This is a genomic window from Halorubrum rubrum, from assembly GCF_024494685.1.
Lineage (GTDB): Archaea > Halobacteriota > Halobacteria > Halobacteriales > Haloferacaceae > Halorubrum > Halorubrum rubrum.
Genome location: NZ_JANHDM010000001.1, coordinates 80,107 through 93,757 on the forward strand (window position 1 = coordinate 80,107; position 13,651 = coordinate 93,757).

The 13,651-nt window shown below is 62.9% G+C and carries 13 protein-coding genes; 2 read left to right on the forward strand and 11 right to left on the reverse strand.

Annotated elements, in window-relative coordinates; translation table 11 throughout:
* Nucleotides 1-36: 36 nt before the first annotated feature.
* Complete coding sequence (hjc, locus tag NO889_RS00400; protein WP_321169276.1) at nt 37-558, reverse strand: Holliday junction resolvase Hjc; 522 nt, start codon at nt 556-558, stop codon at nt 37-39.
* Between the two features lie 88 nt (nt 559-646).
* Here hjc and NO889_RS00405 point away from each other — a divergent pair, with 88 nt between their 5' ends.
* Entirely contained in the window at nt 647-1,066 is a 420-nt protein-coding gene (locus tag NO889_RS00405) for a universal stress protein (protein ID WP_256410282.1), read from the forward strand.
* 49 nt (nt 1,067-1,115) lie between these two features.
* Here the strand turns inward: NO889_RS00405 and NO889_RS00410 are convergent, their stop codons facing one another.
* The 4 genes from NO889_RS00410 to NO889_RS00425 all read right to left on the reverse strand — a co-directional run bounded on the left by NO889_RS00410 (nt 1,116) and on the right by NO889_RS00425 (nt 6,657).
* Entirely contained in the window at nt 1,116-3,926 is a 2,811-nt protein-coding gene (locus NO889_RS00410) for a hybrid sensor histidine kinase/response regulator (protein ID WP_256410283.1), read from the reverse strand.
* Nucleotides 3,927-4,014: 88 nt separating this feature from the next.
* Nucleotides 4,015-4,617, reverse strand: coding sequence for a metal-dependent hydrolase (locus NO889_RS00415; RefSeq protein ID WP_321169277.1), 603 nt, complete (start codon nt 4,615-4,617; stop codon nt 4,015-4,017).
* 93 nt (nt 4,618-4,710) lie between these two features.
* Nucleotides 4,711-5,517 (reverse strand): SWIM zinc finger family protein, encoded by an 807-nt coding sequence (locus NO889_RS00420; protein WP_256410284.1) that lies wholly within the window; start codon nt 5,515-5,517, stop codon nt 4,711-4,713.
* A gap of 105 nt (nt 5,518-5,622) precedes the next feature.
* The gene (locus NO889_RS00425; RefSeq protein WP_256410285.1) at nt 5,623-6,657 is read right to left on the reverse strand and encodes a sensor histidine kinase; all 1,035 of its coding nucleotides are present in this window, start codon (nt 6,655-6,657) and stop codon (nt 5,623-5,625) included.
* Nucleotides 6,658-6,774: 117 nt separating this feature from the next.
* On the opposite strand from NO889_RS00425, the gene NO889_RS00430 reads away from it, so the two are divergent.
* The gene (locus NO889_RS00430; RefSeq protein ID WP_256410286.1) at nt 6,775-7,284 is read left to right on the forward strand and encodes a universal stress protein; all 510 of its coding nucleotides are present in this window, start codon (nt 6,775-6,777) and stop codon (nt 7,282-7,284) included.
* Nucleotides 7,285-7,374: 90 nt separating this feature from the next.
* On the opposite strand, the gene NO889_RS00435 is transcribed toward NO889_RS00430, so the two are convergent.
* From NO889_RS00435 to NO889_RS00460, 6 genes are all read right to left on the reverse strand, one after another.
* The gene (locus NO889_RS00435; RefSeq protein ID WP_256410287.1) at nt 7,375-8,460 is read right to left on the reverse strand and encodes a glucose 1-dehydrogenase; all 1,086 of its coding nucleotides are present in this window, start codon (nt 8,458-8,460) and stop codon (nt 7,375-7,377) included.
* A complete protein-coding gene (locus tag NO889_RS00440; RefSeq protein WP_256410288.1) occupies nt 8,457-8,840 on the reverse strand; it encodes a Rid family detoxifying hydrolase in 384 nt (127 codons plus the stop codon). The genes NO889_RS00435 and NO889_RS00440 overlap by 4 nt, the downstream gene beginning before the upstream one ends.
* Nucleotides 8,837-10,486, reverse strand: a complete 1,650-nt coding sequence (locus NO889_RS00445) for a DUF3604 domain-containing protein (RefSeq protein ID WP_256410289.1) — start codon at nt 10,484-10,486, stop codon at nt 8,837-8,839. Before NO889_RS00445 ends, NO889_RS00440 begins: the two co-directional genes overlap by 4 nt.
* A gap of 87 nt (nt 10,487-10,573) precedes the next feature.
* Entirely contained in the window at nt 10,574-11,731 is a 1,158-nt protein-coding gene (locus NO889_RS00450; RefSeq protein ID WP_256410290.1) for an ABC transporter ATP-binding protein, read from the reverse strand.
* Nucleotides 11,732-11,735: 4 nt separating this feature from the next.
* Nucleotides 11,736-12,659: a carbohydrate ABC transporter permease gene (locus tag NO889_RS00455; RefSeq protein WP_379787128.1), complete on the reverse strand. Its 924-nt coding sequence runs from the start codon at nt 12,657-12,659 to the stop codon at nt 11,736-11,738.
* On the reverse strand, nt 12,656-13,624 hold the full coding sequence (locus NO889_RS00460) for a carbohydrate ABC transporter permease (RefSeq protein WP_303653003.1): 969 nt from the start codon (nt 13,622-13,624) through the stop codon (nt 12,656-12,658). Before NO889_RS00460 ends, NO889_RS00455 begins: the two co-directional genes overlap by 4 nt.
* Between the last annotated feature and the right edge of the window lie 27 nt (nt 13,625-13,651).

Consider the following 13,651-nt stretch of genomic DNA (forward strand, 5'->3'; position numbering starts at 1 on the left):
TCGGAGGCGCGCCCACCGCAGTACGTCAATGGCCGGTCACAACACGTCGAGGGCGTCCTCGACCGGCATGTGGCCGTCCCGGACGGCCTCGAGGACCTCCCGACGCTCCTCGTCGGGGTCGGTCGCGACCTCCGCGAGGGTCACCTTCTCGGTCTCGCCGACGAACTCGGGGAAGTCGATGCCCTCGGCGAGCGCCGTCTCCTTTTTCACGCGGTAGGATCCGGCGTCGGTCGTGTAGAGGTCGCCCGGATGGAAGAAGTACCAGTCCTCGCGGTCGAACCGGACCGCGATGCGGGCCTTCGCGCCGAAGTTGCGCGCGAAGAACAGCAGCGCCTCCACCTCCTCGCCGGAGAGGTAGATCGGGTCGCCCGCGCTGGACTTCGCCTCGATCGCGTAGAAGGTATCGCCGTCGCCCGCGAGCACGTCGGGCAGCTCCCGCTCCGTCGCCGAGCCGCTGGCCGGCGCGCGCATCACGGCGAACCCCTTCTCGTCCAGCGCGTTGACCAGTTCGCGCTCGCGGCGGTCGCCCTTACGGTTCGCCGACACGGTCGCGGTCACCCCGGTGAGTCACGTCCGCGAGTAGTCCCGAGGGGAGTAAAAGGGCGACGGGTCGGGATTTATCCGGTCGCGTCACGTACCCTGCGTCATGATAGCACGCGTGCTCGTGGCGATGGACGGGTCCGAGGTGGCCGAGCGGGCGCTCCGATACGCGCTCGACGTCCACGGGGACGCGGAGATCGTGGTCCTCCACGTCACCGGCGAACCCTCCTCGATGATGGGCGAGGCCGCGGGGATGGCGCTCTCCGAGGACCTCGAGGGCGAGATCCGCGATCAGGCCGAGGACGTGATCGACCGGGCGCGGGAGATCGCGGCCGAGTACGACGAGGAGGTCGACGTCGAGGTGGCGGTAGGGCGACCAGGAAAGCGGATCGTCGAGCGCGCCGAGGAGTTCGATACGGTGGTGGTGGGGACCCACGACGGGTCGCTCGTCGACCGGCTGCTCGTCGGGAACGTCGCTCAGACCGTCTTCCGAGGGTCACCCGTGTCGGTGACGGTGGTTCGCTAGGGCGGCGGTCGGTCGCGATCCGGCGCCGGTCCCGAACACGTTCGCCCGGTCAGTCCGCGAACTCGACGCCGGTGACCTCGAACCGCGCGCCGCCGTCGGATCCCTCGACGACCCGGATGTCCCATCCGTGGGCCTCGACGACCTGCCTGACGATGCTGAGCCCGAAGCCGGTGCCGTTCCCGTCGGTCGAGTACCCCGGATCGAACACGTCATCGCGAGCGTCAGGGGGAATGCCGGCGCCGTCGTCCTCGACGTAGAACCCGTTTCCGTCCGGCGTCTCGCCGACCGTGATCGTCACGGCGTCGTCGGACTGCGTCCGGCTGCCGGTCGAACCGTGCTCGACACTGTTTCGGAGGAGGTTCTCGAAGAGCTGTTGGAGACGGGTCCGGTCCGCCCGAACCGTTCGATCGGCGTCGACGCGGATCCGCGCGTCGGCCGGTCGGTCGACGTGGGCCCAACAGTCCTCGAGCAGGTCCGCGAGGGCGACGGGCTCGAGTTCGCCGAGCGCGTCGCCCTCGCGGGCCAGCGTGAGGAGGTCCTGTATCAGCTCGTTCATGCGGTCGTGCGCGCGAGCCACGCCCTCGAGGTGCTCGCTGTCACACGCCTCCTCGACGAGTCGCAGCCGACCCTCGGCGACGGTGAGCGGGTTGCGGAGGTCGTGGCTCACCACGTCGGCGAACTCCGCGAGGCGCTCGTTCTGACGTTTCAGTTCGTCCCGGCTGCGCCGGAGTTCGCGCTCGCGCTCGCGCTCGTCCAGCGCGGTCTCGGCGGCCGTCGAGAGGATCCGTGCGAGGAACTCGTCGGTCGGATCGAAGGCGTCGGGCGTCGATTCGCCGATCGAGAGGGTTCCGTGCTCGCCCATCGGCAGGATCATCAGGCTCCGCAGGCCGGTTCCCTGGTCGAGCGCGTCCGGCTCGACCTCGATGTCGTCGTACACGCGGACCTCTCCAGCCTCGTAGGCCCCCCAGTTGAGGCTCTCCGAGTCGGGAGTGAACACCTCGCGGTCCGGGACGACCTCGTGTACGGCCTCCGAGGTCGCGACGGGAACGAGCCCGTTCCGATCGGGGTCGTAGAGTCGTGTCACGGCGACCGTGAACCCGAGGATCCCCTCGGCGGCCTCGATCACTCGATCGGCGATCTCCTCTCTGGACCCGGCGCGGATCAGATCTCGAGTGGCGTCGTGGAGTCGCTCGAGCCGGTTCTCTCGCGTTCGGAGCGTCTCCTCGCGGGCGACGCGGTCGAGTGCCGCCTCGAGGTAGTTCGCGAGGATCTCGACGAGGAGCACGTCCGTCTCGGTAAAGGCGTTCGGCTCGGCCGAGGAGATGACGAAGACGCCACGGTCGCCGATCGGATACAACACGACGCTCTCGGCCGGCGTCTCCTCCGTCAGTCGGGACGACGAGGAGGCCTCGCGAAGATGTATCGGTTCCGACTCGCGGAACACCTCCCAGACGAGGTGCGAACGGGACCCGTTCGGCGCGTCCGATTCGTAGCCGGGGAGATCGTCGAACAGCTCCGGAACCCCCTCCGCGAACGCCGACAGCTCGAGCCGCGTACCGTCCTCGTTCAGGAGGTGAACGCCCGTCAAGGGAGCCCCGATGATCTCGTCGGCCGCCTCCGTCGCCAGCCGTGTCGTCTCCTCGACGGTCCGCGTGTAGTTGAGCTGTTGTGTCCGCTCGCGTAGCTCCTGGAGCTTCCGCTCCCGACGTCTGCGGTCGGTGACGTTCCGGCTGCTCGCCAAGAAGCGTTCGTTGCCGTCGACCTCGAGCCGCCGGAGGTGGACCCTGACGGGGAACGTCGACCCGTCACGGCGTTCGAACTCGCTTTCCAGCTCGAGCCGGTCGTCGACGTCCATTCCCGCCCAGATCTCTCGGGCCTCGTCGGGGTCGAGACGGCCGTCGATTTCCCAGACTTTCATCCCTACGAGTTCCGACTCGTCGTAGCCCGTCTCGGCACACAGTCGGGGATTCGCGTCGAGGATCGTTCCCTCGGCGTCGTGGACGTCGATCATGTCCGGGGAGTTCTCGAAGAGCGCCTCGAGCCGGGTCGTGGTCCGCTCGAGCCGCCGTTCGCGCTCCTTTCGGTCCGTGATGTCCGTGATGAACCCCTCGAGCACTTCGATCTCGCCGTCGTCGGAGACGGCGCGCCCGCGCTCCCAGAGCCACTTCGTCTCCCCTCCCTTCGTGCGGATCCGATAGGTGACCTCGAAGGTGCCGTCCGTCTCGAGGGCCCCCTGGACCGCGGCCCAGGCGTCCTCCCGATCGTCCGGATGGATGATCTCCTCGCCCCACGCCACCTGGTTTCGCTCCAACGTTCCCGCGTCGTATCCGGTGAGCGGCTCGACTTCCCCCTTGACGGTCTCCATCGGCCACGTCGGCTCGTTGCGGCACCGGTAGATCATCCCCGGAAGGTTCTCGATGAGCGTCTCCAGGCGACGGGTCCGCTCGGCCAACAGCTCGCGCGCGCGGTCGGCGTCGACCGCGTTCCGGATCCGGTTCGCGAGAAGCGTGTACTGTTCGCTCCCGCCTCGCTTCTGGAGGTAATCGGTGACGCCCGCGGAGATCGCCTCGCTCGCGACCTCCTCGCTGCCCTTCCCCGTGAAGAGGACGAACGGGAGCTCGGGACGCTTCTCGCGGACGGCCCGCAAGAACGCGATCCCGTCGCGGCCGGGCATGTCGTAGTCGGAGACGACGCAGTCGATCTCGGCGTCAGCGAGCGCGCGCAGCCCGGCCTCGGCGTCGTGTTCGGTTCGGACCTCGATCCGATCGTCCTCGCGTTCGAGGAACTCCGCGATCAGCTCTGCGAGACCCGGATCGTCGTCGACGTGGAGGACGCGGATCGCCTCGTGGGTCTCGCTCATATACGTGAAAGCCTACCAATACGCGGTGAAAAGTGTTTGTGACCACCGTCGCGGGGCGAGTCGGGGGTCGGACCGCGAGCCGACGAAGCTACCGTCGGTATCGGTCCGGGACGTAGCGAGCCACCCCCTCGGGGGCGTACCCGAAGACGACCGGCGCGAGCGAGGCGAGCCGCCGCCGGAGCGCGACGTAGGCGACGCCGACGACGAGCGCGGCGACTGCGACGAGCCGGAAGGGCCCCTCGAGGACGACGAGAAGCGGGAGCGACAGCCCGGCGAGAAGCGTCAGATCTCCCGGCGAGCCGTCGTACCGGATCCAGCGTTTCGGCTGCCGCCAGTGGCCGCGGACGTGGTCGTACACCGCGCGCTCGGAGGTTCCCTCCCAGGGACGGAGCTCAAGCCCGCCGCCGTAGCGGTCCATCCGACAGTGGACCGTCGCGCCGAGGAGGAACGCGGCGAGGAGGACCGTCGCCGGGAGGGTAACGACCGCCGCGGCGACGACCGCCGGGATCGCGAGGAGGGCGTACACGGTCGGGTAGTGAAGCGTACGGCGATGGCCCGAATACAGGTCGAGGTCGGGAGCGACGCTCCCGGCGAGCGCGCCGGCGAGCGCGGCGGGAGCGATCTCGGGGGCGATCGAGACGAGCGGGGCTGCGATCGCCAAGCCCACCATCGCGTGTGTCGGGAGCATCATGGGTTCGTCGGGACGGAGCGTACGCGGCGTCGACGTTTATATTCGCCGGAGGGACGTGAACGATGCTCATGGGGTGCTGTCGCGAAGACGGCGTCAGCGCGTTCGCTCGCGCAGTTCGGCGGCGGCCCGCTCGAAGTGGTCGCGGAGAAACGGCGTCCCGGAGACGGCACGCTCCGCGAGGAACCCGACGCGTCGGTCGACCTCGTTGGAGTCGAGTTTGGCGGCCGACGCGCAGTCGACGTAGCCGTCGAGCGCGTCGGCGAAGGCTCCCGAGAAGTGATCGTACGCGCCGTCGACCAGCTCCATGTCGTCGTCGAGCGCCTCGACGAGCCCGCGATAGATCGTCGCCGCCGACTCGTACTGCCCCCGATCGCGGTACGTCGCCGCGAGATCGAAGTACTCGCGGAAGTCGATCGGTTCGAAGACGACCGCGTACTCGGGGTTCGTCTCCCCGAACAGGCCGTCGATCTCCGCGCGGATCCCCTCGACCGACCGCGTCGTCGACGCCCCGAACCGGGCGAGAAGGCGGTCTCGGAGGTCGGTGTCTGACGAACACTCCTCGCGTAGGAACGCCCGGAGTTCGTCGGCCGTGGCGTCCTCGAGGAGGTCGTCGATCCGGTCGCTCTCGTCGGGCGGCGGGTCCTCGATCGAACACAAGAGGACGGCGACGACGTGTTTACACGCGCCCGGACCGTCGTACGGACAGTCACATCGCGTCTCGAGATCCGGCGCCGAGCGGTCGACGTGGACCTCGTAGAGCCGGCTGCCGCGCACCGCCGCCCGGATCTCGTCGTCGAAACGCGACTGGCGAGCGATCCGGCCGCCGTCGAGGTACTCCCGGCCGCGCTCGAAGACGGCGTCGGTACACCGCTCCCGGACGTCCTCCGTGGTGAGGTCCATCGGTTCCGATAGTCTCGAAGACGCGGTCGGAGCCAAAAAGCGTTGTTCGAGCGCGTCCGATGACGAGGTGACGAGACCACGGTGGAGCCGGTCATCACGTACTCCTCACAGGATTTCGACGTCGGAAAGCTCGAATCGCACCCCACCGGACTCGCTTTGGGTTAGCGTGATGTCCCATCCGTGTGCTTCAGCGATCCGCTGAACGATAGCCAATCCGAATCCGGTTCCGTCGGACGCGGACGAGTACCCAGGATCAAAAACCAAGTCGCGTTCGTCTTCGGGAATGCCCGGTCCATCATCCTCAAAGTAGATCGTCGCTTCGTCTGCCTGACCGATCCGAACGATGACGTCGTCCCCGCCGTGTTCGACGGAATTGCGAAGCAGGTTCTCACAGATGTGTCGGACGCGGTCCGGATCCGCCCGGATCGTGATGTCGTCTTCGATCTCCAACGTGGCCGCAGACGTAGCAACCAGCTCCCAACACTTGCCGATCGCGCTCACGAGGCTGACCGGTTCCGTCTTGCCGACTCGTTGGCCGTTGCGAGCGAGCGTCAGCGTGTCTTCAACGATCTCCTCCATTCGGCTCAATGCGCTCTGTAGCGGGTCGATGTGTTCGCTCTCGCACTCCTGTTCGAGGAGCGCTCCGCGACCTTGCGCGACGTTCAGTGGGTTCCGCAGATCGTGTGAGATGACGCTCGCGAACTCATCGAGTTGCTCGTTCTGGCGCTGGAGTTTCCGTTGCCGCCGGAGTCGTTCCGAGACGTCCCGGAACACGCCGTGGAAGAGCGGCTGATCCTGCTCCGCGTTTCCGATGGCCCACGCATTAATCTCGACGGGGATCTGGTCGTCGGTGGCCGTGACTGCGAACACCGGAGATCCATCGTCGAACTGTGAGATGACTGCCGGTTGCTCCCGAAAATGCGTTTCGAAGAGGCGTTCGTACCGCTCTCGTTCGTCGGCAGGATGGAGACCAAGCACGTCCATTGAGCGTAACTCCGCTTGCGTGTAGCCGAAGAACTCTTCAGCCGATCGGTTCACCTCGACGATCGCTTTCGTCTCGGGGTTGGCGATCACGATCGCATCCGGCGAACTTTTGATCAGTCCCCCGATGTTCGAGTTCGCTCCTGGATCAGGCGACATTGACTACGGTGCCAATGATCGCGGTAACGGATAAAACGTCGAATCGAACCGGCCGGAATCCGGACTCCCACGGAGACGACCCTAGGCAACTTTGTGTATCGTACGAAAAGTTAGGGTATGACGCTGGTCGTTCCGTTCGATGGGTCCGTCCTCGCTGAAGCGGCACTGGTCCGCGCAACTGAGTTCGGGAACGTATTCGACGAAGTCGTACTGGCCGTAAGCGTGATTCCAAAGGGAAACGCGGACTATGCGAGAGAGAACGGCTGGATCGGGCCGGATGAAGAGTTTGATATGAGATCCGTCGTGGCAACGTTACACGAGCAGGTGACCGACCTATGTCCGAGTGCCGATTTCCGACATACAGTCGTAGATCGCTATGCTCGGTCTGGCTCGATAGCGAAACGTCTGCGAAAGGTGGCACGGGAAGAGGACGCCTCGATGGTCTTTCTCGGCAGTGAGAATGCCGGTGCTATCGTTTCAGCGGTGGGTAGCGTAGGGTCAACCGTTGCTACAGATGACGCCTACGATGTCGTCATCGTTCGCGATCGGAGCCCTGCGAAAATTGTCAAACTCAAAAGTGCCTCACCGATCAAAAACCCGAAGTCGGATTTTTATTTTCCCGAGTGAACGCCGAATCCATCAGTAGCGGGAGCTTTCACCAAGGCTAGAATACCGTGTAGCGGGGTGAAAACGACGGGTAGTTACACGTTCGTCCGGTCACGGGGCAGAGAATTCGATGACCGTTTTGATGGCAGTATCGTCGTCTTCGAACGCATCTCTCGCTTCCTCTGGCGAGTACACGCCGGTGACCAATGCGTCAAGGAACCAGTCGGGGAACGTCGCTAACGATTCCTTCGCCCGTTCGAAGTGTGGGACATGCGAGTTGACACTCCCGACGAGCGCCTTGTTTTGGAGGACGAGTTCCCGATGAATCCGACCACCGTCGATATCGAACGAACGGTCGTCCGGGATTCCGAGTAGCACTCCCACGCCGTTAGGCGCGAGCGCAGCGACCGTCTCGAAGAGGTGCTTTCCGTAGCCCGTCGCCTCGTACACCATGTCGACCTTCTCGTGTACGTCTCCGATTTCGTCTACGGGCGTCTCCCTGGAATCGACGTACGTTCCATCCAGTCGTTCGATGATGTCGATCGTGGGGTCCGGGCGATCGCGTCGACCGAGGCAGTACGTGCGCTCGAAGGTCGCGTACGGTTCACGTCGTTGCGTGAACATTGCGAGCGTGAGGAGACCTAGCGGTCCATTTCCGAGAACGAATGCTGATTCAGGCTGCCAGTCGAACGCCGAGCGCGCCGCGAAAGCAAGCTCTATCGCCTTCTCCGAGTTGCTGATCGGCTCTATCAGAAAACCGTATTCCCAGAACGAATCGGGAACGGGAATGAGATACTCGGTGGGACTGGTGAAGTACTCGCTCATGAACCCATGGGCGCCAGCGATTCCCCGTTCGACGTAGGTACCGTCCGGCGCCATATCCGGTTCACCCCGTTCGAAGTATTCGTTGGTGTCGGCACCAGGTGGGAGACGGCGGACCGTCGGGACGACGATCCGTCCCTCGGATAGCTCCGTCCCGTTGGCGTCCTCGACGATGCCGACGGCTTCGTGACCGAGGATCTGATGATCGGTCGCTGCGGGATAGTGTCCGTGGGAACCGCCGATGACCTCGTGGTCGGTCCCGTCAATACCGACTCGCAGCGTCCGAACGAGAGCCTCTCCCGTGTCGGGCGTCGGTTTTGGGACATCAAGTACGTGTAGTTGCCGTTCCCCGCGTTGGATGGCGATCGCTTTCATCGGTGACCCCTCTCTGCGACGACTTCGATCTCGACGTCGACGTCGACGGAGAGTGTTACCACTTCACCGGTACTCCGTGCGGGATAGAGATCAGACACGTGCTCCCCGTCCACGTCGTTGACGACGTCATCGTCGGTCACGCTGCGGAGAACGACGGTCGTTTTCACGATGTCGGGAAGCGAACACGTTGCGGTCTTGAGCACGGCCGAAGCGTTCTCCGACGTCCGTTCGGTCCGTACCCGCAGGTCTCCGCTGACGACTTTCCCCGTCGCCGGATCGGTCGGTCCTTGGCCGGATGTGAACACCCAGTCACCACTGCCGAGTCCCTGAGAGAACGGTCCGATACTCGCGGGTGCGTCGTTGGTATCGATCTTTGTCATTTTTCCGTGGTCGTTCGCGTTCGATCGGCGGTCGTGATGCTTTCGGAGCGCCTCGGCGAGCCGGGCCCGTCCGTTACCCAGATCGGGGACGCCCAAGCGAACTGACCGTCCTGCTGAGCGGCGCGAACGTAATAGTAGTCGTCGCCGTCCGTCGCGGGTAAATCGTCGAAAGTGACGGTGGCGGTACACGCCGATCGCGGCACTGCCCGACTACACCGGACCTTCCGGGCGTTGTGATAGACCACATCCGGGTTGTGGACGTCCTCTGCCGAGAGTTCGAACGTCGATTCGAGGCGACGCTGGGATTCTTCAGTGAACGAGAACAGCGTGTCGTCCTCGAATACATCGCCGAGCGAGACGACGAGCGCATCCCGATCGTCCAGTGCTATCTCGATGTCAGTATTGACGTCACCGTCGATTTCGACGATGAATCCTTGTATCGACCGATCGGCGTCGAGTTCCGGCAGCATGCCATCCACGTCCTCGCGAGAGGTCACGAGATCGAACCGGCACTCGCCGTCGGTGAAGACGTACTCCTGGCCGAAGCCCTTGAAGCGCGGTTGGACGGCCGTGAGGCGACCGCCAGTGGCGCGAACTGACCCACTCCAGGAAGCCTCAAGCGACTCGAAATCGCCGTACTCCGGCGAAGGACCCCACCCGAACTCGATCAGCATTCGGTAGCGCTCCGGGGACTGGTCGGCCGGATCGTCGTGAAGGTAGGTCTCGACGACGTCGCCATCGTGGACGATTTCGACACGGTCGAGCGCCCGTGGACAGTCGACATCGACCGTCGCATTCCGGGAGACCGGTTCCCTGACCTCGGACCCGAGCGGGTGGCCGTCAAGGGACCACCACAGTGAGATTCGGTCCCCCGTCGTGCCGATCGTCCGCCGAGCCTCGAGCGCTTCCCAAATGCCATCTCTCGTCAGCTCCGTCGCCCACAGTCCAGCGACGCCGTTTCCCCACGTTCCCGGTAGCCCCGGTCCGTCGTTCGAGGCCACCGCACCGATTCTGTGGCCCCTGTCGAGTGCGTCTTGGAACGTCCCACCGTGAGTACGAGGCCCCATGTCACGATTCATTTCCATCGAAACGGGAGAGTCGATCGACTCGCTCGACCCGTGACTGGAGTACACTTCGGTGACCGGCGACAGGTCAGGATCGTGAACATCCCACACTTTTCCGCGGTTGCCGACTTCGTAGGCAGTGTGGTGCGGTAGGACGAAGGCGTCTCGATCGCCCATGTTCTCGAGGAGCGTCGGAAGCTCCCACGCACAGTCGAGCGGGTAACCTTCCTCGCGATAGTAGACGTTGTGATCGCCCCAGCGTGTCCGGTTACCATTCCACTCGTAGGCCGGGAACGTCACAAACGATCCGGGATCATGGTGGCGTTCGGAGACGGCCTGGATGGTCTCCCACCAATCTTCGAACTCCGCGTCGTATCCCGTAGATTCCTCTCGAATACCGCCTTCGCGTCCTCTCCGATACCACTTGAACGGATAGCACTGTACGACGCTGACATCCAAGTGCTGGCGTGCGTATCCGACGACTTCGTCGAGTTTCGAGAGGTCGGCCCCCGGGCCAGTCATGTGCTTATGAAGTTCGCCCCAGTGGAGGTCGTATTCTCCCGCCCCACCGTCAGCTCTCACCACAGCCTACCTCCGCGATAACACGCAGTTTCGCTCGGCTGTCCGCCGCCGTGAACCCATGAAAGGAGACGCGTTGGTTCCATAGAATCACGACTCTCGACCTGACGTCTCCGTGAGATCGTGAGAAAGAGCATCTCCGCTCTCACCATCGAAGAGGTGTGTATTGGCCCGATCGAAGACGATCTCGATCAGATCGCCCTCCTCGATGTCCGAGTCAGGATCGACACTTATCAACAACTGATCGACGTCCTGGACCGAATCTTGGCCCTCCATCACCGCCTCGGCGCTCTCCTCGAAATTGAGGTAGACGAAGATCTCGTCACCCATCGGCTCTATGACCTCCGCGACGACCTCGACCGGATCGGACGGAGCACCGACGGATGCGGTATTACGCGATAGATACACGTCCTCCGGGCGGATGCCGAGGACGATGTCGCTTCCGTCACTGAGTCCGTCGACGGGCCGGGCGTCGACGGAGAAGTACTCCGTCACGACGGCACGGCCATCGACGGCTCCGTCGATGAGGTTCATTGAAGGTGAGCCAATGAATCCGGCGACGAAGACGTTTGCAGGTTCGTTGTAGCAGGTGAGCGGTGGTGCGAACTGTTGGAGTTCACCCTCGTTGAGGACGGCCATCCGATCGGACATCGTCATCGCTTCGGCTTGATCGTGGGTGACGTAGATGATGGTCGTATCGAGCTGATTATGTAGGCGCTGGAGTTCGGTTCGCATGTGTACGCGCAGTTTCGCGTCGAGGTTTGCCAGCGGTTCGTCCATCAGGAACACGTCCGGCTCTCGCACGATAGAGCGTGCGATAGCGACGCGCTGGCGCTGTCCACCCGATAGCTCTTCCGGCATCCTGTCACCCATCTCCGGAAGCTGGACGATGTCGAGTGCCCGTTCCACCCGCTTCTCGGTCTCGGCGCCGTCGTAGTCGCGAATGTTGAGCCCGAAGCTCACGTTGTCATAGACGTTGAGGTGGGGAAAGAGCGCGATGTTCTGGAACACCATCGCGATGTTTCGATGTTTCGGCGGCAGTCCACTCACTTCGCGGTCGCCGATGGTGATCGACCCGCTTGTGCGTTCGGTGAGCCCCGCGATCATTTCGAGGGTTGTCGACTTTCCACAGCCCGAGGGTCCGACGAGCGTGACGAACTCGCCGTCCTCGATGTCGAGGTTTATTTTGTTGACTGCGATCACGTCCCGATACGACTTTGACAAATCTTCTAGTATTACGTCTGACATTTTATCACTCCTTGAGTGCTCCTTGGGTGAGTCCGCTGATGATGTGACGTTGGGCGAACAGAACGAGCATCGCTACCGGGATCATTCCGACGAGCGCCGACGCAGCCATGTAGTTGTACAGTTCACCGTACTGTGTTTGGTACTGTAGGATTCCCCAAACGAGCGGTGCCCAGCTATCCGCCGATCCATCGGTCATGAGGAAGGAGAAGAAGAACTCGTTGTAGGTGAAGATGAACGTCAACACGCCGGCGGTCGCCAGACCGGGTGCCGAGAGTGGCATTATCACGCGGTAGAGTGCGCCGAGCCTGGTCGATCCTTCGACACGTGCTGCGTCCTCCAGCCCGTCGGGAATTTGGCTGAAGAACGTCGTCAGAATGAATATCGACAGCGGCAAGAAGAGCGCACTGAAAGGCATCACCATCGCTCCCGGCGTGTTGAACAGATCGGGCGAACTGAGTCCAAAGACGGTCAGGTTCCCGGTCAACATCTCGAACAACGGGATGAGGAAGGCCGCCGGCGGGAAGTACGAGATCGCCAGAACGATCAACATCAGCGGGATGCGACCGCGAAACTCGAAACGGCCGAAGACGTACCCGGTGATGCTGGCGATCACGAGGACGATGGCCGTCGTCAACAGGGCTAAGACCACACCGTTGAAGATGAAATGGTGAAGCGGTGCGATCTGGAAGATTTCGATGAACGCTCCGGGGTTGAAGCCGTTTGGCGTTACGCCGACGTCGTAGAGATTCCCGCGGGGAGTGAGTGCGATCACCGCGAGATAATAAAAGGGAAACAGGGTCGCGATGAGGAACCCGCCCGTCGCAAAGTAAAAGAGAATTCGGTAGGTGGACTCGGGATTCCGGATCATTTGCTGTACGAGACGTTGAACGTAGCCGGCATCCGCTTCGGAATCTGGTTCTGAACTCATGCGACAGCACTCTCCCTGTACTTCAGAATGTACCCACCGACGACGACGGCGATGATGGCCGCCGTGATGAACGCGATGGTCGCGGAGGTACCGTATAATCCATTGCTGAATGTCGATACGACCATACAGGACAGTGATGGGACCGTATTACAGGACGAGACCGTTTCGATGAGGCCGAAGACCCGCATTGCGAGCACAGTCCTGAACAGCATCGCGATGAGGACGACCGGCAAGACGAGCGGAAGCGTCACTCGCTTGAACTGCTGCCACCGGGTCGCGCCGGCCACTTTCGCGACGTCGTAGAGGCGCCTATCGATGCTCTGAAGCCCTGCCAGAATTAGTAGCGCCATGAACGCGGAGGTCTTCCATACGTCGGAGACGATGACGATGACGGTGGCGTCGAAGTTGTTGGCCAGCGGGGTACTCGATATGAGACCCATGTTGCTCAACGGATCGACAATGAAGCCGATGTCCGGCTGGAACATCAGGTAGAAAATCATTCCCTGGATGACGATGGGTACCGCGAGCGGAAGGATGATCGCGGTGCGAGCCCAGCGCTGACCCCGAAAGTCCTTGTTCAGGACGAGCGCTTGACCGAAGCCGATCAGCGTCTCAAACGTGACGCTGACCAGAGTGAAAATGAACGTCACGATGAGCGCACTTTTAAATGGCTGACTCATGTCGAAAAACGGAGATCCCATCTGGGCGCTCCGCTCGTTCGTGACGATTTCGACGTAATTCTCGATACCGACGAACGCTCCCGTCAGGTCGGAACTCAACAACGCATCTGCGTGGAGAGACATTTCAAACGTCCGAATCAACGGCCAGATGGCGATGACGGCAATCACTAGCGCCGACGGAATCAGGAGCAAATACGCAAACTGGGTGTCATTCAACAGCTCGATGCGATACAGCAATCGCTTGTGGATCGCGTATTTTGACGGAGTGGTGGATTCTTGTGACATACAGTTACGTAAAACCGGGATGGGCCG